General features: G+C 67.8%; 25 protein-coding genes. 18 read left to right on the top strand and 7 right to left on the bottom strand.

The window, feature by feature from the left end; all coding sequences use genetic code 11:
* Window positions 1–19: 19 nt before the first annotated feature.
* The 10 genes from G6N07_RS16905 to egtE all read left to right on the top strand — a co-directional run bounded on the left by G6N07_RS16905 (window position 20) and on the right by egtE (window position 9,689).
* A complete protein-coding gene (locus G6N07_RS16905) occupies window positions 20–1,066 on the top strand; it encodes an aspartate-semialdehyde dehydrogenase (RefSeq protein ID WP_085191895.1) in 1,047 nt (348 codons plus the stop codon).
* A 71-nt stretch (window positions 1,067–1,137) separates the two neighbouring features.
* Window positions 1,138–2,241, top strand: a complete 1,104-nt coding sequence (locus tag G6N07_RS16900) for a DUF4185 domain-containing protein (protein ID WP_179960000.1) — start codon at window positions 1,138–1,140, stop codon at window positions 2,239–2,241.
* Window positions 2,242–2,382: 141 nt separating this feature from the next.
* Complete coding sequence (locus G6N07_RS16895; protein WP_085191893.1) at window positions 2,383–2,790, top strand: hypothetical protein; 408 nt, start codon at window positions 2,383–2,385, stop codon at window positions 2,788–2,790.
* A gap of 277 nt (window positions 2,791–3,067) precedes the next feature.
* The gene (locus G6N07_RS16890; RefSeq protein ID WP_085191891.1) at window positions 3,068–3,496 is read left to right on the top strand and encodes an organic hydroperoxide resistance protein; all 429 of its coding nucleotides are present in this window, start codon (window positions 3,068–3,070) and stop codon (window positions 3,494–3,496) included.
* 5 nt (window positions 3,497–3,501) lie between these two features.
* Window positions 3,502–4,131, top strand: a complete 630-nt coding sequence (locus G6N07_RS16885) for a sensor domain-containing protein (RefSeq protein WP_085191948.1) — start codon at window positions 3,502–3,504, stop codon at window positions 4,129–4,131.
* A gap of 183 nt (window positions 4,132–4,314) precedes the next feature.
* On the top strand, window positions 4,315–5,589 hold the full coding sequence (gene egtA, locus G6N07_RS16880) for an ergothioneine biosynthesis glutamate--cysteine ligase EgtA (RefSeq protein WP_085191890.1): 1,275 nt from the start codon (window positions 4,315–4,317) through the stop codon (window positions 5,587–5,589).
* Window positions 5,586–6,896 (top strand): ergothioneine biosynthesis protein EgtB, encoded by a 1,311-nt coding sequence (egtB, locus tag G6N07_RS16875; RefSeq protein WP_085191888.1) that lies wholly within the window; start codon window positions 5,586–5,588, stop codon window positions 6,894–6,896. Before egtA ends, egtB begins: the two co-directional genes overlap by 4 nt.
* The gene (gene egtC / locus G6N07_RS16870; RefSeq protein ID WP_085191886.1) at window positions 6,896–7,603 is read left to right on the top strand and encodes an ergothioneine biosynthesis protein EgtC; all 708 of its coding nucleotides are present in this window, start codon (window positions 6,896–6,898) and stop codon (window positions 7,601–7,603) included. The genes egtB and egtC overlap by 1 nt, the downstream gene beginning before the upstream one ends.
* Entirely contained in the window at window positions 7,600–8,565 is a 966-nt protein-coding gene (egtD, locus tag G6N07_RS16865; RefSeq protein WP_085191884.1) for an L-histidine N(alpha)-methyltransferase, read from the top strand. Before egtC ends, egtD begins: the two co-directional genes overlap by 4 nt.
* Window positions 8,562–9,689: an ergothioneine biosynthesis PLP-dependent enzyme EgtE gene (gene egtE, locus G6N07_RS16860; RefSeq protein WP_085191882.1), complete on the top strand. Its 1,128-nt coding sequence runs from the start codon at window positions 8,562–8,564 to the stop codon at window positions 9,687–9,689. The genes egtD and egtE overlap by 4 nt, the downstream gene beginning before the upstream one ends.
* A 3-nt stretch (window positions 9,690–9,692) precedes the next feature.
* Here the strand turns inward: egtE and G6N07_RS16855 are convergent, their stop codons facing one another.
* Window positions 9,693–10,367 carry a class I SAM-dependent methyltransferase gene (locus G6N07_RS16855; RefSeq protein WP_085191880.1) on the bottom strand — a complete coding sequence of 225 codons (675 nt, stop codon included), beginning with the start codon at window positions 10,365–10,367 and terminating at the stop codon, window positions 9,693–9,695.
* A gap of 10 nt (window positions 10,368–10,377) precedes the next feature.
* Entirely contained in the window at window positions 10,378–11,856 is a 1,479-nt protein-coding gene (locus G6N07_RS16850; protein ID WP_085191878.1) for a glutamate-cysteine ligase family protein, read from the bottom strand.
* Between the two features lie 83 nt (window positions 11,857–11,939).
* On the opposite strand from G6N07_RS16850, the gene G6N07_RS16845 reads away from it, so the two are divergent.
* From G6N07_RS16845 to glpK, 3 genes are all read left to right on the top strand, one after another.
* Window positions 11,940–12,743 (top strand): MBL fold metallo-hydrolase, encoded by an 804-nt coding sequence (locus G6N07_RS16845; RefSeq protein ID WP_085191876.1) that lies wholly within the window; start codon window positions 11,940–11,942, stop codon window positions 12,741–12,743.
* Window positions 12,744–13,219: 476 nt separating this feature from the next.
* Complete coding sequence (locus G6N07_RS16835) at window positions 13,220–14,050, top strand: alpha/beta hydrolase (RefSeq protein WP_085191874.1); 831 nt, start codon at window positions 13,220–13,222, stop codon at window positions 14,048–14,050.
* 346 nt (window positions 14,051–14,396) lie between these two features.
* Window positions 14,397–15,923, top strand: a complete 1,527-nt coding sequence (glpK, locus tag G6N07_RS16830) for a glycerol kinase GlpK (RefSeq protein WP_085191872.1) — start codon at window positions 14,397–14,399, stop codon at window positions 15,921–15,923.
* Here glpK and G6N07_RS16825 read toward each other — a convergent pair.
* The 3 genes from G6N07_RS16825 to G6N07_RS16810 all read right to left on the bottom strand — a co-directional run bounded on the left by G6N07_RS16825 (window position 15,920) and on the right by G6N07_RS16810 (window position 19,568).
* Window positions 15,920–17,476, bottom strand: coding sequence for an NCS1 family nucleobase:cation symporter-1 (locus G6N07_RS16825; RefSeq protein ID WP_085191870.1), 1,557 nt, complete (start codon window positions 17,474–17,476; stop codon window positions 15,920–15,922). The two genes, glpK and G6N07_RS16825, sit on opposite strands and share 4 nt — an antisense overlap.
* A gap of 620 nt (window positions 17,477–18,096) precedes the next feature.
* A complete protein-coding gene (locus G6N07_RS16815; protein ID WP_085191946.1) occupies window positions 18,097–18,891 on the bottom strand; it encodes an ABC transporter permease in 795 nt (264 codons plus the stop codon).
* A 2-nt stretch (window positions 18,892–18,893) separates the two neighbouring features.
* Window positions 18,894–19,568, bottom strand: coding sequence for an ABC transporter ATP-binding protein (locus G6N07_RS16810; protein WP_085191868.1), 675 nt, complete (start codon window positions 19,566–19,568; stop codon window positions 18,894–18,896).
* A gap of 162 nt (window positions 19,569–19,730) precedes the next feature.
* Here G6N07_RS16810 and G6N07_RS16805 point away from each other — a divergent pair, with 162 nt between their 5' ends.
* The 4 genes from G6N07_RS16805 to G6N07_RS16790 all read left to right on the top strand — a co-directional run bounded on the left by G6N07_RS16805 (window position 19,731) and on the right by G6N07_RS16790 (window position 21,565).
* On the top strand, window positions 19,731–20,135 hold the full coding sequence (locus G6N07_RS16805; protein ID WP_085191866.1) for a TA system antitoxin ParD family protein: 405 nt from the start codon (window positions 19,731–19,733) through the stop codon (window positions 20,133–20,135).
* Window positions 20,132–20,710: an ATPase gene (locus G6N07_RS16800; RefSeq protein ID WP_085191864.1), complete on the top strand. Its 579-nt coding sequence runs from the start codon at window positions 20,132–20,134 to the stop codon at window positions 20,708–20,710. Before G6N07_RS16805 ends, G6N07_RS16800 begins: the two co-directional genes overlap by 4 nt.
* A gap of 215 nt (window positions 20,711–20,925) precedes the next feature.
* Entirely contained in the window at window positions 20,926–21,063 is a 138-nt protein-coding gene (locus G6N07_RS16795) for a hypothetical protein (RefSeq protein WP_163784237.1), read from the top strand.
* A gap of 109 nt (window positions 21,064–21,172) precedes the next feature.
* On the top strand, window positions 21,173–21,565 hold the full coding sequence (locus G6N07_RS16790; protein WP_085191862.1) for a hypothetical protein: 393 nt from the start codon (window positions 21,173–21,175) through the stop codon (window positions 21,563–21,565).
* A gap of 84 nt (window positions 21,566–21,649) precedes the next feature.
* Here the strand turns inward: G6N07_RS16790 and G6N07_RS20550 are convergent, their stop codons facing one another.
* Both G6N07_RS20550 and G6N07_RS20545 read right to left on the bottom strand, forming a co-directional pair.
* Window positions 21,650–22,345, bottom strand: a complete 696-nt coding sequence (locus tag G6N07_RS20550) for a hypothetical protein (RefSeq protein WP_244949077.1) — start codon at window positions 22,343–22,345, stop codon at window positions 21,650–21,652.
* Between the two features lie 62 nt (window positions 22,346–22,407).
* Window positions 22,408–22,917 carry a hypothetical protein gene (locus G6N07_RS20545; protein ID WP_244949076.1) on the bottom strand — a complete coding sequence of 170 codons (510 nt, stop codon included), beginning with the start codon at window positions 22,915–22,917 and terminating at the stop codon, window positions 22,408–22,410.
* Here G6N07_RS20545 and G6N07_RS20540 point away from each other — a divergent pair.
* Window positions 22,909–23,115 carry a hypothetical protein gene (locus tag G6N07_RS20540; RefSeq protein WP_244949075.1) on the top strand — a complete coding sequence of 69 codons (207 nt, stop codon included), beginning with the start codon at window positions 22,909–22,911 and terminating at the stop codon, window positions 23,113–23,115. The genes G6N07_RS20545 and G6N07_RS20540 overlap by 9 nt on opposite strands.
* The last annotated feature ends 253 nt before the right edge of the window (window positions 23,116–23,368 follow it).

The raw sequence follows: 23,368 nt of genomic DNA, 5'->3' as shown, positions 1-23,368 counted from the left end.
AAGCGACGGGGGATCTGACATGGTTGCGATAGGTGTGGTCGGCGCGACGGGCCAGGTCGGCCAGGTGATGCGCACGCTGCTCGAACGGCGCGACTTCCCGGCGACAAGTGTCCGGTTCTTCGCCTCGCCTCGTTCTGAAGGTAGGAAGCTAGCGTTCCGTGGTCAGCAGATCGAGGTCGAGAACGCCGAGACCGCGGACCCGTCCGGCCTCGACATCGCCCTGTTCTCCGCAGGCGCGACGATGTCGCGCGTGCAGGCGCCGCGGTTCGCCGAGGCCGGCGCCGTCGTCGTCGACAACTCGTCGGCGTGGCGCAAGGACCCCGACGTGCCGCTGGTCGTCAGCGAGGTGAACTTCGAGCGGGATGTCGGACGTCGCGCCCGGTGTCTCAAGCGGGGAATCATCGCCAACCCGAATTGCACGACCATGGCCGCAATGCCGGTGCTCAAGCCGCTGCACGACGAAGCCGGTCTGGTGCGGATGATCGCGTCGACCTACCAGGCCGTCTCCGGTAGCGGGCTGGCCGGCGTCGAGGAACTGTTCCGTCAGGCCAGCGCCGTCGTCTCGGGCAGCCGCGAGTTGGTGCACGACGGTGGCGCCGTCGACTTCCCGGCGCCCGACAAGTACGTCGCCCCTATCGCGTTCAACGTGGTGCCGCTAGCCGGATCGCTGGTCGACGACGGTTCCGGGGAGACCGACGAGGATCAGAAGCTGCGCAACGAGAGCCGCAAGATCCTGGGCATCCCGGACTTGTTGGTCAGCGGGACATGTGTCCGGGTGCCGGTCTACACGGGTCACTCGCTGTCGTTGAACGTGGAGTTCAGGCAACCGCTTTCGGCGCAGCGCGCGACGGAGCTGCTGGCAGGCGCACCCGGTGTGAAGCTGGTCGACGTGCCGACGCCACTGGCCGCCGCGGGCGCCGACGAATCGCTGGTGGGCCGCATCCGCCAGGACCCGGGCGCGCCGGAGGGACGCGGGCTAGCGCTGTTCATCTCCGGCGACAACCTGCGAAAGGGGGCGGCGCTGAACACCGTCCAGATCGCCGAGTTGCTGGCCGCCCAGTTGTGACCCCGTCTCGCCGAAACGAACGTTTGGGCGGGAAAGTACGAGTAATTCTCGCCATTACGTCGATCTCGGCGATGGCTGCGGCGCCCGCCGCGCACGCGCAGCCACCGGCGCCAGCGCCGGGCCCGGTGCTGCAGCCGTTGGCGCCGGGTCAGGTGGTGCGGATCGGGCCGACCGCGGGAACCGGAACCGCGACCCGTGACTACGGGATCGGCGCGACGGACCTGTGTGAGTTCATGGAGTTCCCGAGCGGGATCCTGCAGGTCTGCGGTGACAGCTTCGCCGGCCAGGGAGTCGGCTTCGGGGGCTGGTATTCGCCGATCGCGCTACACGTCGAGACCGACTCGATCCTCGACCCGGCTGGGGTGCGCTACGACGGCGTCACCGGGGTGGACGCCCCCCTGCTGGCCGACCCGGCGCCGGCGGGTTCGTCGCAGCTGCCTGCCGGGGTGGTGCAGATAAACCGCGAGAACTACATGCTGGTCACCACCACCCGCGATCTGCGTCCGGAGAGTTCGCGACTGGTGAAAGCAGAAGCCGGGCAACATAATTGGCGCACAGTACCCGGTTCGGAGCGCGCCGCCGAGCACGCCGAGGGCCGGCAGTCTCAGATCAGCGGTTACTACGATCCGATACCGACTTCCGACTCGCCGAGCGGTTGGGTGTACATCGTGGCCAACGACTTCGACCGCAGCGCACCGGTCGTGCTGTACCGCGTTGCACCGCAGGTGTTCACCGATCGCGACGCGTGGCAGGGCTGGTCTTTCGAGAACGGCTGGGGCCATGCCCCGACGCCGCTGTGGCCAGACCGCATCGGTGAGATGAGCGTGCGGCAGATCGACGGTAAGACGGTGCTGTCCTACTTCAACGCCAGCACCGGGAACATGGAGATGCGGGTGGCCGAAAGCCCGATCGGGCTGGGGGCCGCCCCCGTGACGACGGTGGTCGTGGCGGCGGACTGGCCGGAGCAACCCGAGTTCCTACCGCCGCCGGAGGTCAACCGGTTGGCGCAGCCCTACGGCGGCTATATCTCGCCGGGGTCGACGCTCGAGGAGGTGCGCGTGTTCGTTAGCCAGTGGAACACCACACCACTCGGCGACAATGCGCCCTACCGGGTCATCCAGTTCGCCGTGAATCCGTTCAAGCCGGGGCAGCCGCCGCCCTGGCCACCGCGTTAGGCGACCTGCGTGACGGGGTGGCGGTCGGCCAGGCGGGATCGCCGCCGTGACGTTACGTGAACGCCCGGCCGCGCTGCACCTCACAGCGGATTCACAGCGCGCACACGAACTGCGCATCATGAGTGCCCGCATGATCGGGGCATGACAGAAACACCGTCCAACGCACCGTCCACCGAGCCGCAGACCGGACCCGTCCACACCACCACGCCACCCACCTACGTCGAAACCCGCGAGGAGCGCCGCCGCCCAAACCGCGTCATCACCTTGGCCGCCTGGGTCGGGATCGCGGCGGGCGTCGTGTTCGTCGTCACCGTGGTCTTCTTCTCCGGCTTCATCCTTGGCAGGAGTTCCGACGGCGGTAACCACCGCGGCGGGGGTGCCGGCCACGGTCAGATGATGTTCCACCGCGACGGGCTGCCGCCGATGATGGGTTCGCGCGGGCATTTCGAGCACCCGGGCATGCCGTTCGCGCCGGGTCAGCCCGGTATGCAGACACCGCAGCAGACCCAACCGGGCAACGCCGCCACCACTGCTCCGCCCCGACCGTGATTGGAATCACGCCAAGTATGAGCTGATTCAGTCCAGAAGACGCGTCGGCAACTACGCGAGCTGCCTCCGAATCGAGCCGTGCCGCCGAGGTCAACTCCTGACCCCAAAGAGGGCGCCACGCGGGAACCTTCAACGGCCCTGGGTTGCGGTGTACGCGCCGAACTCCTACGGCCTGCGCATGCCTGGAGACACGTCTGCGGCCCCTCGGGAACGCTCCGGCCGCACTCGGGGCCGGGGCGTCTTGCCGTCTGGGGCGTGGCTGGCATGATCGGAGACCATGAGCATCGAAGTGAAGTACACCGCAGAGTCGACGGCCAGCGGCGGCGGCCGCAACGGCCACGTGAAGTCCAGCGACGACAAGATCGATTTCGACACCCGCCCGCCCAAGGAGGTGGGCGGCAGCGGTGAGGGGGTGAACCCCGAACTGCTCTTCTCGGCCGGTTACGCCGCATGCTTCCTCGGCGCCCTGCGCCTGCAGGCGAAGAACAACGACATCGAGATCGACGACGCTTCGGCGCTCACCGCGCAGGTCGGTTTCGGTCCGGACTCCGAGGGCGGCTTCGGTGTTACCGCGCACCTGATCGGCTACCTGCCCGGGCTCGAGCAGTCCGTCGCCGACGACCTGATGGAGAAGGCGCACGCCGTTTGCCCGTATTCCAAGGCGACTCGCGGCAACATCGACGTGAAGCTGTCGGCGAAGGTCTGATGCCGATGCGGTTCCTCGTGGGCGTCGCCGCGGCCGGTCTGACATTGGCCGTGGCGGCACCCGCGCAGGCCCGCCCGTCGGATCCCGGCGTGGTCAACTACGCCGTCCTGGGGAAGGGCTCGGTGGGCAACATCGTCGGCGCGTCGCTGCGGTGGGAGTCGTTCTTCACCGACCCCGTGCAGAATTTCTACGTCGACAACCCGGCGTGCAACAACTGGGCCGACGTCGGACTGCCCGAGGTCTACAACGACCCCGACCTGGCGTCGTTCAACGGTGCCGTCGCCCAGGAATCACCCACCGACGCCACCCACCTCGTCAAACAGGCGGTCGGGGTGTTCGCCACGCCGGACGCCGCTGAGCGCGCGTACCGCCGTGTCGTCGATCGCACCGCGGGGTGCGCCGGGCAGACCACCGCGATGCACCTCGACAACTTCACCACCCAGGTGTGGACGTTCACCGGCGGTCCGGCCGGCGGCGACTGGGTCAAACAGGAAGCGGGCACCGACCGGCGCTGCTTCACCACCACCCGCAGGCGCGAGAACGTACTCCTGCAAGCAAAAGTCTGCCAATCCGGCAACGGCGGCCCAGCGGTCAACGTGCTGGCTGGCGCCATGCAGAACACGCTGGGGCAATGACGCGGACGGGTGCGAACGACCATGTCACCAAGCTGTCACCCATAAACGAGGTGCACTTGTCGGTCCGCTCTGGAGAATGAGGACGGTAGCGGGGACCGGCCGATCCCCGCGGCTGTCAACCAACTGTCCAGTCAGACGGCCAACTGTCCAGTCAGACGGCCCGGACCTGGGAGGGATGGTGAGATGACCGTTCCGATCACCTTCGACCCGGGGTGCGATGCGCCACCCGAGGTCTTCGTCTCGGCTGCCGAGGCCGCCGAGCACATCACCGCGGACTGTCTGCGCGACGGCCCGGTGGGACGGGTAGGCCTCGAGATCGAGGCGCACTCCTTCGATCTCGCCCACCCGGGTCGGCGCCCCGACTGGCGTGAGGTGACCGATGCGATCGCCGGTGTCCCGGCGCTGCCCGGCGGTAGCAGGATCACCGTCGAACCCGGTGGCGCGGTGGAACTGTCCGGTCCGCCCGCGGACGGTGCGGTGACCGCGATCGCGGCGATGACGTCGGACCGGGCCCTGCTGCGTGCGGCCTTCGCGCAGCAAGGGCTCGGGCTGGCGCTGCTGGGCGCCGATCCGTTGCGCAGGCCGCGCCGGGTCAACCCGGGCGCCCGGTACGCGGCGATGGAGTCCTTCTTCACCGCGAGCGGTACCGGGGCGGCCGGTGCCTTCATGATGACCGCGACCGCGTCGGTGCAGCTCAACCTCGACGCCGGCCCGCGGCGGGGCTGGGCCGACCGGGTCCGCCTGGCGCACGCGCTCGGCCCGACGATGATTGCCGTCACCGCCAATTCGCCACTGCTCGCCGGTCGGTTCTCGGGGTGGCAGAGCAGCAGGCAGTGGGTCTGGGGTGAGCTGGACGAGGCGCGGTGCGGACCGGTGCTCGGAGAACGCGCGGACGACCCGGCCAGCGACTGGGCCCGGTATGCCCTGCGCGCCCCCGTGATGCTGGTGCGCAATCCGGAACCGGTGGCGGTGACGGATTGGGTGCCGTTCGCGGACTGGGCCGACGGGCGCACGCTGCTCGGCGGGCGGCGGCCGACACGCGAGGACCTCACATACCACCTCACCACCCTGTTCCCGCCGGTGCGTCCGCGCCGCTGGCTCGAAATCCGTTATCTGGACGCGGTTTCCGATGCCCTGTGGCCGGCCGTCGCCTTCACGCTGACCACCCTGCTCGACGATCCGGTGGCCGCCGACATCGCCGCCGAAGCCACCGAGTCGGTGGCCACTGCCTGGGACCGGGCCGCTCGTATCGGGCTCGGAGACCGCCGGTTGCGTGCCTCGGCCCTGCGCTGCGTGCAGACCGCAGCCGAACTGGCCCCGGCGCCGGTGATGGAGTCGATGCAGCAGTTGGTGCGTTCGGTCGAAGAAGGCAGATCCCCGGCCGACGACTTCGCCGATCGGGCGGTCGCCCACGGGATCGGTCCGGCCGTACGCCAACTCGCCAAAGGTGAGTCTTGACTGCACCCGATACCCTGGCCGACGAGCTGAGCAGGGCGCGCGACCGCACGTTGCGCCTCGTCGACTTCGACGACGCGGAGCTGCGGCGGCAGTATGACCCGCTGATGAGCCCGCTGGTCTGGGACCTCGCGCACATCGGGCAGCAGGAGGAGTTGTGGCTGCTGCGCGACGGCAACCCCGACCGGCCGGGGATGCTGTCCCCGGGCGTCGAACGTCTCTACGACGCCTTCGTCAACTCACGCGCCAGCCGGGTGAACCTGCCGCTGCTGCCCCCGGCGGACGCCCGCGCGTACTGCCAGACCGTGCGCAACAAGGTGCTCGACACGCTCGGCGCCCTGCCCGACGACGGAGCCCAGGACGGCTTCCGGTTCGCGTTGGTGATCAGCCACGAGAACCAGCACGACGAGACGATGCTCCAGGCGCTGAACCTGCGGACCGGGGCGCCGCTGCTCGCCCCCGGCGCCCCGCTGCCAGCCGGTAGGTCCGGCATCGCGGGCACCTCCGTATCGGTGCCCGGTGGACGGTTCGTCCTCGGGGTCGACGCCGTCACCGAACCACATTCGCTCGACAACGAGCGCCCCGCACACGTCGTCGACCTTCCCGGCTTCCGGATCGGACGGGTACCGGTCACCAACGGCGAGTGGCAGCAGTTCGTCGACGACGGCGGCTACCGCCGGCGGCAATGGTGGTCCGACCCGGGCTGGGCGCACCGCAACGATGCCGGGCTCACCGCGCCGCAGTTCTGGAACGGGGACGGCACCCGCACTCGCTTCGGGCACGTCGAGGAGATCCCCCCGAACGAACCAGTCCAGCACGTCACCTACTTCGAAGCCGAGGCGTACGCGGCGTGGGCCGGGGCGCGGCTGCCCACAGAGATCGAATGGGAGAAGGCTTGCGCCTGGGATCCCGCTGCCGGGCAGCGCCGCCGCTACCCGTGGGGCACGTCGTCGCCCACCGCATACCTGGCCAACCTGGGCGGTGAAGCGTTGCGGCCCGCACCCGTCGGCGCGTATCCGGCCGGGGCGTCGGCGTACGGCGCCGAACAGATGCTCGGGGACGTGTGGGAGTGGACCACCTCGACGCTACGACCCTGGCCGGGCTTCACCCCGATGATCTACGACCGCTACTCCCAGCCGTTCTTCGACGGCACCGGGTCCGGCGACTACCGGGTGCTGCGCGGCGGGTCGTGGGCCGTCGCCCCGGAGATCCTGCGGCCCAGCTTTCGCAACTGGGACCACCCGATCCGACGGCAGATCTTCTCCGGTGTGCGACTGGCGTGGTCCGACGACCAGCAGGGCGTGGGTTGATGTGCCGGCACCTCGGCTGGTTGGGGGCGCCGCGCGCCGTCAGCGCCCTGATGCTCGACCCGCCCTATGGCCTGCTGGTGCAGTCCTACGCACCGCGCCGCCAGAAGCACGGCCTGGTCAACGCCGACGGCTGGGGTGTCGGCTTCTACCCACCCGACATCGGTGAAGGTGCACCGCCTTGCCGATGGCGCAGCGCTGCCCCGCTGTGGGCTGACGCGTCGTTCGCGTCCGTCGCGCCGGCGCTGCGCAGCGAATGCGTCGTCGCGGCGGTCCGGTCGGCCAGCATCGGGATGCCGATCGAGCCGACGGCCTCCGCGCCGTTCACCGACGGGTCGTGGCTGCTATCGCACAACGGCCTCGTCGACCGGGCGGTGCTGCCGCTGTCCGCGCACGCCGAATCGACCGTCGACAGCGCCCTGCTCGCCGCGCTGATCTTCGACCGTGGCCTGGACCGGCTCGGCGAGACGGTCACCGAGGTGGCCGCGCGAGACCCGGGCGCGCGGCTGAACATCTTGGCTGCCAATCGTTGCGAGATGGTCGCCACCACGTGGGGTGACACCCTGTCGGTGTTGCGCACCGGCGACGGGGTGGCGCTGGCGAGCGAACCCTACGACGACGATCCGCGCTGGGAGGACCTCCCGGACCGCCACCTGGTCCACACCGACGGAACCGCCGTGCAGTTGACCGCTCTGAAAGGACCGGCATGACCTTCGCCCTCGCCACGTACCTGGCGGCCGACTCCGCAGCGCAGGCGCTGCGCCGAGATGTATACGACGGACTTAGCGCAACCCCGAAGACCTTGCCCCCCAAGTGGTTCTACGATTCCGTCGGCAGCGACCTGTTCGACCAGATCACCCGGCTGCCGGATTACTACCCGACCCGCGCCGAGGCGCAGATCCTTCGTGAGCACTCCGCCGAGATCGCCGCCACCACCGAAGCCGACACCCTGGTCGAACTGGGCAGCGGCACGTCGGAGAAGACCCGGATGCTGCTGTCGGCGCTGCGCGACCACGGATCGCTTCGCCGGTTCGTCCCGTTCGACGTGGACCCGACCGTCTTGCGCAGCGTCGGGGCCGCGTTGGGAATCGAGTACACCGGCCTCGAGATCGAAGCCGTGTGCGGAGACTTCGAGGAACACCTCGGCAAGATTCCCCGTGGCGGCCGCCGTGTCATCGCGTTCCTCGGGTCGACGATCGGCAACCTCCCCGCTGCGCCCCGTGCATCGTTCCTCGCCGCCCTGGCCGACACCATGGCCCCCGGTGACTCGCTGCTGCTTGGCACCGATCTCGTCAAGGACACCGACCGCCTGGTCCGTGCCTACGACGACAGCCAGGGCGTCACGGCCCGGTTCAACCGCAACGTGCTTGCCGTGGTCAACCGCGAACTCGTCGCCGACTTCGACGTCGAGGCGTTCGCGCACGTCGCCCGCTGGAACGCCGACGAGGAGCGTATCGAGATGTGGTTGCGGGCAACCAGTCCGCAGCGCGTGCAGGTCAACGCGCTCGAACTCACCGTCGACTTCACCGACGGCGAGGAGATGCTCACCGAGGTGTCGTGCAAGTTCCGGCCCGAGGATGTCGCCGCCGAACTCGCCGCCGCGGGCCTGCGCCGCACCCATTTCTGGACCGACCGGGCGGAGGACTTCGGCCTGTCGTTGGCGGTCAAGTGACCGATACCCTCGCCGAGCGCTGGCGTAGGGCACGCCCGCAACCCGCCGGCGTGCACCTCGACAGCGGGGCGTGCTCGCGCCAGGGTTTCGCGGCCATCGACGCCGCCGCGCAGCATGCGCGCCACGAAGCCGAGGTCGGCGGCTACGTCGCGGTGGAGGCGGCGGCGCCGGTGCTGGATGCGGGCCGCGCCGCCGTCGCGGCACTCACCGGGCTGGCGCCCTCCGACGTCATCTTCACCACCGGGGCCAACCACGCCCTCAACCTGCTGCTGAGTTGTTGGACCGGGGACCGGTCGGTGGCGTGTCTGGTCGGGGAGTACGGGCCGAATCTGGCGCTCATGGCAGCCAACGGATTCGGGCTGTCAGCCCTGCCCGTCGACGAACACGGCCGGTTGCGCGTCGGCGCGGCGGCCGAGGCGTTGGCGCGTAAGCGACCGGGTCTGGTGCACCTCACCCCGCTGGGCAGCCACCGCGGCCTCGCGCAACCGCTGGGACCGCTGGCCGAGGTATGCCGGGATCTCGGGCTGCCGCTCGTGGTCGACGCCGCTCAGGCGCTCGGCCACCTCGACTGCACGGTGGCACCTGATGCGATCTACTCGTCGTCGCGGAAATGGCTGGCCGGCCCCCGCGGCGTGGGGGTGCTGGGGGTCCGTCCCCACCTCGCCGACAGGCTGCGGCCGAGATTCCCTCCGTCGGAGTGCGGCCCGCCGCTGACCGTCCTGCAGCAACTGGAATTCGGTGAGTCGAACGCCGCTGCGCGCCTGGGGTTCTCGGTCGCGATCGGCGAGCATCTCGCTGCGGGGGACGGTCACATCAGGGCGCGGCTCGCCGAGGTCGGCCGCCTGACCCGGGCGGCGGTGGGCGACGTTCCCGGGTGGCGCGTGGTCGAACCCGTCGACGAGCCGACCGCCATCACGACGCTCGCCCCGACCGACGGTGCGGACCCGCACGAGGTTCGGGCCTGGCTGATCGCCGAACGGCGCATCGTCACCACCGCGTGTGATCCCCGCCGGGCGCCGCGCGAGCTGACGGTGCCGGTGCTGCGGCTCTCACCGCACGTCGACGTCACCTCGGACGAACTCGACTTGACGGCAGCGGCACTGGCCGACGCGGCGCGCCTCTGAACGCTATTCGGGTTTGTGCGCGGTCAACAGGAACGCCGGGAACTTCAGCCGGCCCTTGTCGTCCTGCTCATAGGGCATCTCCGCAGTCGCATCCCGCATCTGCAGCGCGTTGGCGTGGATGAAGGCGGGGCGGATGTCGTCGACGGTCCAGTGTCGTGACACCGCGTCGCGCAGTTCGGCTTCCTCCACCTCGTGCGGCTTGGCCTCCAGGTGCGGCGGGAAGGCGCCCTTGGCGAAGGCCAGGACGAACAGCACCGCGCCGGGTGCGGCGGCCCGGTGGATCGAGCGGAGGTAGCCCTCGCGGCCCTCGACGGGCAGCGAGTGGAACAGCGTGCTGTCGAGGATGGTGCGGAAACGCCCGTCGTAACCGGTGAACGAGGTGATGTCGGCCTGGGCGAAACTGGCCGAGGCCAGGCCACGTAGCTGCGCAGCCTGGTTGGCGGCGGCGACCGCCGTCGGGCTGATGTCGAGGCCGACGACGGTGTAGCCGTCCTCGGCCAACGCCAGCGACAACTCCGCATGTCCGCACCCGGCGTCGAGCACGTCGCTGCGGAAGCGGCCTGCGCGGTGCAATGCCGCTAGCTCTGGCTGCGGCTCGCCGATGCTCCACGGAGGAGGGCCGCTGAAGGCACCCTCGCCCCGGTATGCGCTGTCCCAATCCATCGCCTCAGACGTCATGGTTCCGACCCTACGCGGGACCGTCCCAGGAGTGCACGGGCTCGTTGCTGTGCATGCGTTGGCAGTACAACCGCAGCATCTCGGCCAACGCGGCCGGCCGTGCCATGCCACGTTCCTGCAGCGCGCGCACCGTCGCAACCTGCCAGGCTGCGCCGTTGCGGCCGGTCTTGGCGCGGCCCTCGATCACCCCGAGATAGCGGTCGCGTACCTCGGCGGCCACCCCCCACCGGCGCAGACCCTCGTCGGCCATCGGAAGCAGCTGTCGCAGGACCAACTCGTCGGGTGTCACCTCGCCGAGCCCGGGCCAGTAGAGCCGTGCGTCCATCCCGCTCTGCGCGGCGTCGCGGAAATTGTGCTCGGCCGCGGCGAAGCTCAACTTCGTCCACAGCGGCCGGTCCTCCTCGGACATGGTGCGCAGCATGCCGTAGTAGAACGCCGAGTTGGCGAGCATGTCGAGGACCGTCGGCCCGGCGGGCAGCACGCGGTTCTCCACCCTCAGGTGGGGTTTGCCGTTCACCACGTCGTATACCGGTCGATTCCACCGGTAGATGGTGCCGTTGTGCAACCGCAGCTCAGAGAGTTTGGGAGTACGGCCGGCAGCCAGTTCGGCGACCGGGTCCTCGTCGGAGACCTCGGGCAGCAGCGACGGGAAGTAGCGGACGTTCTCCTCGAACAGGTCGAAGATCGAGGTGATCCAGCGTTCGCCGAACCAGACCCGCGGCCGCACGCCCTGGGTCTTCAACTCGTCGGGACGGGTGTCGGTAGCCTGGGTGAACAGTTCGATGCGTGTCTCGGCCCACAACTGGTGGCCGAAGAAGTACGGCGAGTTGGCGCCCAGCGCCAGCTGCGGACCCGCGACGACCTGGGCGGCGTTCCAGTTGCGCGCGAAATCGGCCGGTGAGACCTGCAAGTGCAACTGCATGCTCGTACACGCCGACTCCGGGGCGATGGACGCCGCCTGCAGGCTCAGCCGTTCGGGGCCGGCGATGTCGATCAGAATGTCCTCGCCGCGCGCGGTGAAGATGGAGTCGTTGAGCGCCTGATAGCGGATCGACTCGCTCATCCAGTTGCTCGCCAGGTGTTCGGGCATCAGCGTCGGCAGGATGCCGATCATCACGATGTGGGCACCGTCTGAGTCGGCCTTGCCCTCGGCGGCGTTGAGGCTGGCTCGGATCTCGGCCTCCAACTCGAGGGCCGCCCGGCCTGGCAGCGGCCGCGGCGGCACGTTGAATTCGATGTTGTAGGCGCCCAATTCGGTTTGGTACGCCGGATCGGCGATCGACGCGAGCACCTCGGAATTGCTCATCGCCGGCTGGTAGTCCCCGTCGACCAGGTTGCACTCGATCTCCATACCGGTCAGCGGACGTTCGAAATCGAAGCTCGATTGCGCGAGCATCGTCTCGAACACGTCGAGGCACAGCTGCACCTTGCGCCGGTACTCGCGCCGATGCGCCCGGCTGAAGTCCGTGTGCTTCACTTCTTCGCCCACTCCGCCGATGCTAGTGACGCCCACGCGGCTATTCGCTCGATCGGCGACTGCATATCCGGCGCGAATGCGGGTAGCACCGCCTCATGGACATCACCGTGACCTTCATCGGTAACGCCACCACGCTGATCACCACCGATGGGATCACCCTGCTGACCGATCCGAACTTCCTGCACCGCGGCGAGCGCGCGTACCTTGGCTACGGGCTGTTGTCGAGGAGGCTGCACGACCCGGCGCTCGCCATCGACCGGCTGCCCGCCCTCGACGGGGTGCTGCTGTCCCACATGCACGGCGACCACTGGGATCGGGTGGCCCAGAACGGGCTCGACCGCACGCTTGTGGTGATCACGACGCCGCACGCGGCGAAACGGTTGCGCCGCCGCGGGTTCGGCCACTCCGTCGCACTGGACACCTGGCAGCAGCACGCGATCACCAAGGGCGCCACGACCGTCACCGTCACCGCGTTGCCCGGGCGGCACGCGCCGACACCGATCGACCGATTCCTGCCGCCGGTCATGGGATCTATGGTCGAGGTCTCCAATGCGTCCGGCCCGACGCGGCGACTCTACATCTCCGGCGACACTCTGCTCATCGAGGAGCTCGACGAGATTCCCCACCGCTTCCCCGACATCGACGCCGGCCTCCTGCACCTCGGCGGCACCCGACTCCCGTTCGGCAGGCACCTCCCGTTCGGTCTGACGGTGACGATGGACGGTCAGCAGGGGGCCGGCCTCGCCGAACTGCTCCACCTGCCCAATGTCATCCCTGTGCACTTCAACGACTACGGGGTGTTCGCCTCACCGCTGTCGGACTTCCTCACGGAGATGAGGCGGCGCGGCATGGCCGAGCGGGTGATCGAGCTGAACCGCGGCGCCTCGGTCACCGTTTGACCGCTCAGCGGCTCGGCCAGTGCGCCCGGCTGCAACAACGCCGCGGCGCCGATCAACGCGGCGAGTGTCTTGGCCACCGACGTCTCGTCGAGGTCGGTGATGGTGAGCTCCGCGGTCGGGTGCGCGTCGAGCAGTCTGCGCGAGAGGGCGCCGTGGCCCCGCGCCGAGTTCGAGGACCTTGGGGTCGTGGACGTCGCGGCTGGCTGACCTCCCCTGTCGACAGCGGCAAAGGCGGTCACACCGCGGCGGGAGCCGCCACGAAGGCCAAGGACTGGGTTGGGGCAGCGACGCGACGCCCAGCCTCGGCCGGCGCGGACAGGTCGGTGGCGAGCTGGAACAGGCCACTGCCGGCCAAGCCGCAACGTTTGGTTACCGATTCGGCACCTTCCTAGGTGGCTAGAAGCTATTCTCAGCGTCATTGCAGCTAATCGCGAGCTCGACGGGGCTTCGGTGGTAGCTGAAGAAGGAGCAGGCTCATGCTCGAGATAGTCGACAAGGGGTCTTGCAGTGACGCTCACCCCGTGCCGCTGCTCTTCATCCACGGGGCCTGGCATGGCGCCTGGTGCTGGGACGAACACTTCCTGGACTTCTTCGCGGACAACGGCTATCGCGCGCTAGCAATCAGCCTTCGCGGGCATGGAAGCAGCCCGTCCCCAAGACCACTACGTGGCTGTTCCATCGCTGACTATGTCGAAGATGTGCAATCAGTCGCCGACGACCTACCTGCGCGACCCGTGGTAATCGGCCACTCCATGGGGGGTCTCGTCGTCCAAAGGTATCTGGAGTCCCACGCGGCACCCGCAGGCGTGCTGCTCGCTTCGGTTCCCCTGCGGGGAGTCCTCGGAGCCCACCTGAGATTCGTGAGGCGACACCCCTGGCTCGCCACCAAAGGCACGTTCACGGGCAACACCATGCTGGCACTCAACACTCCTGCGCGTGCACGCGAATCAATGTTCTCGGCAGCGACTCCGGAGTCACAGATTGTCCGCCATGTGGCGCGGTTCCAACAAGAGAGCCGACGAGTGGTTTACCGAGACATGACCTTTCGTGCCCTCCCTCGACCGCAGCATGTCTCGGCGCCGCTGCTGGTGTTGGGCGCCGAGTGCGACGGCGTCTTTACTACCGACGAGGTGCGGGCGACGGCATCCGCGTATCACACGGCGGCAGAGATCTTCCCCGACATGGGACACGACATGATGCTCGAGCCAGGGTGGGCCGCGGTCGCTCAACGTATCCATACATGGCTCGGAACGCGCGGTCTGCGAACCCAGGACGACGAACCGGGCCAGCAACTAGCCAGCCAGTAGCTGTGTCACTCGTTTGTCGGTTCGACGCCAGTCCCCGAAGGGGCTGGCACCGAACGCATTTGGTATTTGCGACCTTCAATCGGCCTGGTTCTGCTGGATGCTTTGATGCGGTAACCGCCGCTTGACCAGATGCCGCAGCGTTCATGGCTACAGTGCCGAACCCCCTGACTCGGACAAGTAGAATACTGAACTACCCCGCGTTTGATGCACACCTCCTTCGGGTGGTTGTAGGCGAGGCGGTCGCTGAACCTCGTGGGCTGTCCCAGGGGAATGCCAGATCTGCGTGCCCGTGTGGTCCATGATGGACGACTGAAGACGAGGCGAAGGACGACGCGAAGGAGGACGTGTGGCCGAGTCCCCCCAGTTCGCGGTCGCGATCGACCAGGGCACCACCAGTACCCGGTGCATGATCTTCGACCACGACGGCGCCGAAGTCGGCCGTCACCAGCTCGAACACGAGCAGATCCTGCCGCGGGCCGGCTGGGTGGAGCACAACCCGGTGGAGATCTGGGAACGCACCGCATCGGTGATCCAGTCGGCGCTCAACCGCACCAACCTGTCGTCGAGCGATCTGAGCGCGTTGGGCATTACCAATCAGCGGGAAACTGCGCTGGTGTGGAACCGCCGCACCGGCCGGCCCTACTACAACGCGATCGTGTGGCAAGACACCCGCACCGACCGCATCGCCACGGCGCTCGACCGTGACGGGCGCGGCGACGTGATCCGGTGCAAGGCCGGTCTGCCGCCCGCGACGTACTTCTCCGGCGCCAAGGTCCAGTGGATCCTCGACAACGTCGACGGTGTGCGGGAGGCCGCCGAGAAGGGCGACGCCATCTTCGGCACCGCCGACAGCTGGGTGGTGTGGAACCTCACCGGCGGGCCACGCGGCGGCGTGCACGTCACCGACGTCACCAATGCCAGCCGCACCATGCTGATGAATCTGGAGACGCTGGACTGGGACGACGAGCTGTTGTCCTTCTTCGGCATTCCGCGCCAAATGCTCCCCGAGATAAAACCGTCGTCGTGTCCGGACTGCCACGGCGTCACCCGTGAGGACGGACCGCTCGGCGGTGAGGTACCGATCACCGGGATCCTCGGTGACCAGCAGGCCGCGATGGTCGGGCAGGTGTGCCTGTCGCCGGGGGAGGCCAAGAACACTTACGGCACAGGCAATTTCCTGCTACTCAACACGGGTGAGGACATCGTCCGCTCCGACAACGGCCTGCTCACCACGGTCTGTTATCAGTTCGGTGACGCGAAACCCGTTTACGCGCTCGAGGGTTCGATCGCGGTGACCGGATCGGCGGTGCAGTGGCTGCGCGACCAGCTCGGTATCATCAGCAGCGCCTCGCAAAGTGAGGCGCTGGCGCGGCAGGTGGACGACAACGGCGGCGTGTATTTCGTGCCCGCGTTCTCAGGGCTGTTTGCACCGTACTGGCGGTCGGACGCCCGCGGCGCGATCGTCGGCCTGTCCCGGTTCAACACCAACGCCCACGTCGCGCGCGCCACGCTCGAGGCGATCTGCTACCAGAGCCGCGACGTCGTCGACGCGATGGAGGCCGACTCAGGGGTGCACCTTGAGGTGCTCAAGGTCGACGGTGGTATCACCGCCAACGACCTGTGCATGCAGATCCAGGCTGACGTGCTCGGCGTCGACGTCGTCAGGCCGGTGGTGGCCGAAACCACCGCCCTGGGAGCGGGTTACGCGGCCGGGCTGGCGGTCGGATTCTGGGACGGCGCCGACGATCTGCGCCGCAACTGGCAGGAGGACAAGCGCTGGACGCCGCAGTGGAGCAGCGACCAGCGCGCCGCGGGGTACGCCGGCTGGCGGAAGGCCGTGCAGCGCACCCTCGACTGGGTCGACGTGCTCTAGTTGGAGACCAGCGTGGCGCCTTCGGCGACGCGGAGCGCGGTCATCCGCCACGGACCGCGCGTCGCCAGCACGTAGTAGACGGCGAACGCGACGCCACAACCGATGAACCAGCTGTACTGAGCGGCGCCGGCCATCCCGAACACGACGCCGCCGAGTAGGACGGGGGACATGGCCAGGACCGCCGCCAGCAGGGTGGCGGCCACCGCGGCCCGGTTGTAACCCTTTGTGTACCAGTAATTCGCCGTCTTCGACATCGTGAACAGGTCGTCGACGACGATCTTTTGGTTGCGCACCAGGTAGAAATCGGCGATCAGCACGCCGAACAGCGGGCCGATGAACGCCCCGAGTGTCTCCAGCGTGTAGTGGATGACCTCGGGGTTGCTGTAGAGGTTCCACGGTGTGAGCAGGACCGACCCGACCGCGGCGATCATGCCGCCCATCCGCCAGCTGATTCGCTGTGGGCTCACGTTGGAAAAGTCGAATGCGGGGCTGATGAAGTTGGCGACGATGTTGATCCCGATGGTGGCGATCGAGAATGTCAGCGCACCAAGGACAATCGCGGTCACGCTGTCGATCCGGGCAACGGTCTCGACGGGATCGGTCAGCAGTTCGCCGAACACGGGCACCGTCGCGGCGGCGGTGATCACGACCAGCAGTGAGAACATCAGGAAGTTGACCGGCAGGCCGAGAAAGTTGCCCTTCTTGACCGCTTGGAAGCTCTTGCCGTACCGGGCGAAGTCGCCGAAGTTCAGCATGGGACCGGAGAAGTAGGACACCACGAGCGCGATTGCGCCGAGCATGACGACCAGCGTGGTGCCCTGCTTGTCGCCGCCGAGCGACAGGCTGACGTGCCAGCCGGACTTCCACAGCAGGTAACCGCAGAGGATGAACATCACCACGTAGACGGCCGGCCCGCAGAAGTCGATGAACTTGCGAATCGATTCCATGCCACGCCAGAACACGCACGCCTGTAAAACCCACAGCAGCATGAAGCTGCACCAGCCCAACAGGGACAGGCCCGTGAAACCGTACTGATCGGCGTCGGCGTACGGCGCCAGGCCGGGGAACAGTTTGAGCAGCACAATGTCGAGCGCCGCCGACGCCAGGTAAGTCTGGATGCCGTACCAGGCGACCGCGATGAGACCGCGAATGATCGCCGGGATGTTCGCCCCGAGGACGCCGAAGGAGCTGCGGCACACGACGGGATACGGCACACCGGCCTGCTGGCTGGGCTTGGCGACCAGGTTGCACAGCAGGTTGACGATGACGATGCCCACCAGCAGCGCGATCAGCACCTGCCAGCTGGCCAGTCCGAGGGCGAACAGGCTACCCGCGGTGACGTAGCCGCCGACGCTGTGCACGTCGGACATCCAGAACGCGAAGATGTTGTACGACGACCACGTCTGCTTTCCCAGCGGCGCGAGGTCCTCGTTGGTCAGCCGGGGGTCGTAGCTCTCCTTGATCGCCCCGCTGCCGACGGGATTCCCTGCGGCTTCGACGATGTCGCCCGCGCCGACGACGGCGCTCGGCGGGAGGTCACGGGTCTGTGTCATGGTGCGGTTCCTTGTTCATCCGGGCGAGGCGATGAACGGAACGTAGCTTCGACGTGTTTCACCGTCGTTGCGCCGCAAATATATTTTTGAGTGCCGTCGGCAACATGACCGACTCGTTCCGCCGCTCACCCGTCTGCGATCAGCCGGCTGTCCGGTGGAAGGGCGGCCACCACGGTGTTGAGTCGCTGGTGGTGATCCGTGCTCGTCGGGGGCAGGGGTCGACGTCGCGGTCGAGGAAGGCCTCCAGCATGCGGCCGTGGTCGGCGTGCAACGCGGCCGTTCGGACGGTTCGACTGGCACCGTCAACTGTACGGGTTCGGTGACGTTCCAAGCAGTTTCGAACATATATACCAATCGCGGCATTGCTGACGGACGGGTCATGCCGATGTGGAATTGGCGGCTTTGACGGTGGTGGGAGTGCCAGCCGACACACTCGCCCGGTCAGGGCTATGGGTAACCGTCGACTCTCTGCGCGTCACCGAGCATCAGGGGCCGATCAGACGAACAGGGGTATGGCCCTCGCACCGAACAGCACAGCGACGATCCCCGATATCGCGACCTGATATTGAACCTCGGATGGCGATCGCCGGTGCGCATGGCGGCGACCGAACGTTAACCCGTTAGCCGCTTGCGGTGACTTCGGGGCGGCGTGGCAGCGGCAACAGGCGGTGGTCGCTGGTGAACATACGTCGCACTAACCCGAGGGTGACCACGACGGTGGTGGTGGCCACCGAGCCCAGAACCAGAAACATCACCACGGCCTGCACCAGCACCGCCTGCACCGGAGACACACCGGCCAGGATGAGGCCGGTCATCGCACCGGGCAGAAACACCAGCCCGGTGGCCTTCGTGGTCTCGATCTGCGGCGACAGCGCCGAGCGCAGGGCGGCCCGCACATAGGGCGTGGCCGCCCGCCGCGACGGCTGTCCCAGTGCCAGCCGCGCCTCGACCTCATCACGCTTATCGCGCAACTCATCCACCAGCCGGCGGGCGGCCAGCACCATCGCAGTCATCGAATTACCGACCGTCATCCCGGCGATCGGGACCAACGTCCGCGCCTCCAAAGGAAGGACCCCCAGGCCGAAGACCACCCCGAGCGTGACCACGGCGGCGGCGCCGAACGCGGCAACGGTCAGCAGCATGATCCGCGGCACCTCCGGTGCCCGCCGCCGGGCGACATCACCGGCATAGGCGACCATCGCCGCCGTCCACAGCCACGACCACACCAACGGCCGCCCCGGCTCCAGCAGCAGGGTGAGCGCCGCCCCGACCAGTAGCAACTGCACCAGGGCGCGGGCCGCCGCCCACACGATCTGACGCTCCAGACCCAGCCGCTGCCACAACGACACCACCGCCGCGACCCCGACCAACGCCAACGACGTCGCCAAACCACCGACGCCAACCAGATGGTTCACCACTACACCCCCTCACTATCCGGCGGCCGGGCGACCGGATGGAGGCCGACGCACCGCCCCGCTTCGATGCGCAACACCCGATCCGCAATACGCTGCACCTGCTCAGGGTCATGCGTCACCCACAGCACGGCAATCCCTTTCTGCGCAAGCTCGAGCACTGCCCGCTCCACGACGCCGACAGCCGACTCATCCAGCGCCGAGGTGGGCTCGTCCAGCAGCAGCACGTCGGGCTGGGTGATCAGCGTGCGGGCCAGACAGACTCGCTGCGCCTCACCACCGGACAACGCCGTGGCGTCGCGCGCCAGCCACGACCCGGTCATCCCGACCCACGACAACACCTGTTCCATCTGCCTACGGTCGGCGCCCGGGGACGCGGTGAGCAGGTTCTGGGCGACCGTGCCCGGAAACGGGGTCGGCCGCTGGAACACCATTCCCACCCGTCGCCGCAGGCACAACGGATCCAGACCCGCCACATCCTGGCCCCCGAACAGGACTCGCCCCGATGTCGGCACGTCCAGACGATTGCACAGCCGCAGCAGCGTGGACTTCCCCGAACCCGACGGTCCGAACACCGCCGTCACAGCATCCCCTGGTACAACAGCGGACAACCCATCGAGGGCCCGGACGCCGCTGCGCTCCACCACGACGTCGTCGAACGTGAACCCGGTCGGGCCCACTCGCCCCTCCCTCGATCAGGCCACGCACCGTTCGACAACAAGGTCATCGAATGCGATAGCTAGCGGTCATCGATCTCGTGATCCCATATTATTCGGCAGCATCGCCGCCGGAACTGTAGCAGTGTGCTACGCTCCTGTAGCGAATTGCTACAGGAGGCTGGCATGGGTGAGGTTGCCGATCGTGTCACCCGTGTCGCCGCAGACCTGATCGACAGCGCAGCTGCCGAGGGGGCACGCCAAAGCCGCTCCGCCAAGCAGCAGCTGGACCACTGGGCGCGAGTGGGCCGGGCCGTGTCAAGCCAGCAGACGCTCGCCCGTCGCCGCGTCGAGGCCGCACTGGCGGGCGATGCAGACCTCAACACGTTGAGCGCGGAAGAAGGTGTCGTCTTCAACGCCGAGATCGCCGCGGCGGTCGAGGAGCACCTGGCCGGTAGCCACTACGGGGACCGACTCGCGGCCCATGGCATCACCACCGTCTCCATGAACAGCGCCGGCCAACTCGTCGAGCACCGCCCGGACGGTACCTCCGTGATCCTCGACGAGAGCCCGGCCGCTCGTCACGGATGAACCGACTCGATCTCGTCGTCGGCCCCAACGGCGCCGGGAAGTCAACCTTCGTCACCTTCACGCTCGCGCCGCTGCTCCCCCGCAGCGTCTTTGTTAACGCCGACGAGATCGCCCGCCAACGTTGGCCCGACGACGTGGAGACACATGCCTATGAGGCCGCAGGAATCGCCGCGGCGACCCGGTCCACACTCGTCGCACAACGCCGCTCCTTCATCGCGGAGACAGTGTTCTCACATCCCTCGAAGCTCGACCTCATCACCGCGGCCCACGCCGCCCAGTACACCGTCGTGCTCCACGTATTTATGGTTACGGAGGACCTGTCCGTCGAGCGTGTGCGCCATCGAGTGATCGCCGGCGGCCACAGTGTCCCCGAAGACAAAATCCGGGGCCGGCACCGTCGGCTCTGGGACCTCGTGGAGCGCGCAATGACGCTGTCCGACACCGCGACGGTCTACGACAACAGTCGACGCGAGGGTCCTCGAATCGTCGCCCAGTTCGTCGGTCGCGATATCGTCGGTGCACCGTCGTGGCCGGAGTGGACGCCATCGACGTTTGCGTCTCGCTGGCCCGCGTGAATACTGCATGACACATGGCTCGCCGGCGCCCGCTGCTTCTTCCTCACCGTCTTAGGCCACGAGTCGTCGCCCTCACTCGGCCTGGCGGTATCGAGGCGCACGAAAGGTCTTCGGATCCGGATTTCAGGCTGCTCACCGTCAGCGCCGGAACCCTACCCCCCTGCACTCACCCTGAATGCCCCCGAGCGAGTTCGAGCGGGCGGTCCCACGGGCTGATGGTGACACTCCGTTACCGGATTGTCCTGCCGACCACCCGGCCGGACTCGCGGTCGACGAAGTGGCGACGGGTCATCGGCGGGGCCTCCGTGGCGCTGGCGGCGGCCGAGGTGATCAACAAGCTTGGGTCGTTCTGATGGTCCGGCAGGGAACCCGAACAGGGTGCTGTGTAGGAAGCCGGTACTAGTGCTGGCCATACACTGTTACGACGTGGTGTAGTAGATCTCTGATGGAAGGGTTCACCGAGTGCTGACGCCGAAGATGCGCGCGCGATGGGTACGCGGTGCGCTGGTGGGCGGGTGCTCGGCCGTCGTCACCGTCGGTGCGCACGCCGCCGGGGAAGGCATGCCCCATGGACCCAGCCTGATCGTGGCGGGGTTGATGTGCGCAATCGTGTGGGCCGTCTTGGCCGGTGCGACGATGATTGCCGCACATCTGGCCGCCGCGGTACTTCTCGGTGTCGCGATCACCGCCGTCGAACACCTTTACATCGTCTGTGTTTCGCTGCTGTGCTGGTTGCGGATGTTCGACACGATGCGCCAGCCGGCATCCGCGCGCCTGCAACGTGTCGTCACCCGGGTTCACCTTGTTGCGTCGGTGTTGCGCAGTCCCGGCCTGGGGATGCGCGCTCCACCGTAGGGGCGCCGCGCTGACCGCTTAGCGAAGCTTAAGCGGCGCAGCCGTGAATCTTGAGTCAAGTACGTGGTTGGAGTCGCGAAGAGTTCAGGCGGCGAGCTGAGCCTGCTGGGTGAGTTCGTCGAAAGCGGTTTGGTATGCACGAGTTGCGTTGCGCAACTTGGACGTTCGTGGTGGACTGGGGTCGGTGACCTGGGCGAGCCCGGTGCGTAGCAGGTGGTCGTGGGCGTGGGTGAATAGCAGCGCGTGCTGCAGGCCGGTGTCAGTCACGGTGTAGCGGCGGGTGCGGGGGACGCGTTCGATGAGTCCGTGGGCGCGTAGGCGCCGCAGGTCGTAGGTCATCTGGCCGGCGGTGATGTCCTCGGCGGTCTTGCCGAGCAGGGGCGCGATCAAGGTGCGCAGGTCACGGTTGGTGAACCCGTGGACCAGGAGCCGGTGGACGAGCAAGGCCTGCAGCAGGGCGTGCACCCTGGCGTCGCCGAAGCGCAGTCCGGGGATTCGGGTGTTCTGACAGGTGACGACGGGGGCGGTGAGATCGGTGAACGCCTGGGCGCCCCGGATCGGGTCGTGGCTGATGGTTTGGACGCCGAGCAGGCGCCGGTTGGCGGAAAAGCCGATCTGCCGCAGTTCGGGCAGGCTGGTCAGCCGTTTGGTGACCCGGAAATCGTGGGGGTCGTTGATCGTGGTCTCGGTGCGCAGCGCCCTCCCTTGTTTGTAGTACTGCTTGACCTTGGTGTTCTTGTAGTCCACGTGCAGCGACGGGGTTACCCCGTTGGTGATCACCCGGGTGCGGAACCGTCCCGGGGTCTTGGCGCGGCCCTTGGCGATGACGCGGCGGTCGAAGATCAGCCCGACGTGGTCGGGGCGGCCGATGTCGAGGTTGTCGTGCAGAACCTGCTCAAAGAAGATCCGCCCGACACCGGGCGGTCGAGCATCTGGGTCAGCGAGAACTCGGCCTGCAGGATGGACAGCTCGTAGCGGTAGCCGGCCGCCTCGTCCTCGCTGGTGAACGGGTTGGGCAGGATCGTCAGCCATTTGCGCAGCAGCGCGTCGATCCGCTCGGGTCCGAGGCTGTCGCAGATCGCCTGCAGCCGGTCTACGTCATCGACGGCGGCGAACCCGTTATCCAGGGCCTCGAATCCGATCCCGGCCTTGGCGGCCTGGCGTTTGGCCCACTCGTTGCCGTTGATGCACAGCTTGGCGGTGTAGGGGAAGTACGTGCCGAACTTGATGAAGAACGGGCCGAAATCCTCATCGACGCAATAGAAATAGAAGTAGTTGATGAACGCTGTGGAGCGCACCAGCCAGGCATAGGGTTCCCCGGTGGCGGGTTGTAGCGGCGCTGGGTGCGCCACACCAGCGCCTTCTCCTGCGCCCGGCCCACGAACAACACCCCCTCGGTGCCGGCGAACGCGGCCAGGAACTGCTGGGCGACGTCGTCTTTGCGTTCCTTGCCGAAGGACACCAACTCCAGCCCGCGCGCGGCGATGAAGCCGTGGATGTCGGCGACGAACGCCTTGGTCATCGGATCCATCAATGCCGTCGACGCGTAGTGGTGGCCGCGGTGGCCGACGAAGAAGCCCTGCACCCCGGCGCCATAGGCCAACCGCGGCACCCGCACGTTGAGATACATGCGGTCGATCGACTCCACCTCGAAGATCGTGTGATCGGACAAGACATCGCCGGCACAGCGCGCTACGGTCATCATTGGGCTCCGGTTCGGACGGGCGGCCAGCAGGCCTACCAACCGCGCTATGCGGTTCATACACCCGATCGACACGTTTCGACCAGGGTCTTCATCCCGTC

The organism is Mycolicibacterium doricum (assembly GCF_010728155.1).
Lineage (GTDB): Bacteria > Actinomycetota > Actinomycetes > Mycobacteriales > Mycobacteriaceae > Mycobacterium > Mycobacterium doricum.
The sequence above is the reverse complement of the archived record's forward strand: the minus strand, read 5'-3'. Positions and strand labels throughout refer to the sequence as shown.

What these genes read in the sequence shown, in the direction of transcription:
- G6N07_RS16825 (WP_085191870.1), bottom strand. Translation starts at nt 17,476, where the DNA reads ATGACACAGACCCGTGACCTCCCGCCGAGCGCCGTCGTCGGCGCGGGC.
- G6N07_RS16900 (WP_179960000.1), top strand. Translation starts at nt 1,138, where the DNA reads ATGGCTGCGGCGCCCGCCGCGCACGCGCAGCCACCGGCGCCAGCGCCG.
- G6N07_RS16805 (WP_085191866.1), top strand. Translation starts at nt 19,731, where the DNA reads ATGGGTGAGGTTGCCGATCGTGTCACCCGTGTCGCCGCAGACCTGATC.
- G6N07_RS16855 (WP_085191880.1), bottom strand. Translation starts at nt 10,367, where the DNA reads ATGACGTCTGAGGCGATGGATTGGGACAGCGCATACCGGGGCGAGGGT.
- G6N07_RS16795 (WP_163784237.1), top strand. Translation starts at nt 20,926, where the DNA reads ATGGTGACACTCCGTTACCGGATTGTCCTGCCGACCACCCGGCCGGAC.
- egtA (WP_085191890.1), top strand. Translation starts at nt 4,315, where the DNA reads ATGACCGTTCCGATCACCTTCGACCCGGGGTGCGATGCGCCACCCGAG.
- G6N07_RS16835 (WP_085191874.1), top strand. Translation starts at nt 13,220, where the DNA reads ATGCTCGAGATAGTCGACAAGGGGTCTTGCAGTGACGCTCACCCCGTG.
- egtC (WP_085191886.1), top strand. Translation starts at nt 6,896, where the DNA reads ATGTGCCGGCACCTCGGCTGGTTGGGGGCGCCGCGCGCCGTCAGCGCC.
- G6N07_RS16845 (WP_085191876.1), top strand. Translation starts at nt 11,940, where the DNA reads ATGGACATCACCGTGACCTTCATCGGTAACGCCACCACGCTGATCACC.
- G6N07_RS16890 (WP_085191891.1), top strand. Translation starts at nt 3,068, where the DNA reads ATGAGCATCGAAGTGAAGTACACCGCAGAGTCGACGGCCAGCGGCGGC.
- egtD (WP_085191884.1), top strand. Translation starts at nt 7,600, where the DNA reads ATGACCTTCGCCCTCGCCACGTACCTGGCGGCCGACTCCGCAGCGCAG.
- G6N07_RS16800 (WP_085191864.1), top strand. Translation starts at nt 20,132, where the DNA reads ATGAACCGACTCGATCTCGTCGTCGGCCCCAACGGCGCCGGGAAGTCA.
- G6N07_RS16905 (WP_085191895.1), top strand. Translation starts at nt 20, where the DNA reads ATGGTTGCGATAGGTGTGGTCGGCGCGACGGGCCAGGTCGGCCAGGTG.
- G6N07_RS16885 (WP_085191948.1), top strand. Translation starts at nt 3,502, where the DNA reads ATGCGGTTCCTCGTGGGCGTCGCCGCGGCCGGTCTGACATTGGCCGTG.
- G6N07_RS16895 (WP_085191893.1), top strand. Translation starts at nt 2,383, where the DNA reads ATGACAGAAACACCGTCCAACGCACCGTCCACCGAGCCGCAGACCGGA.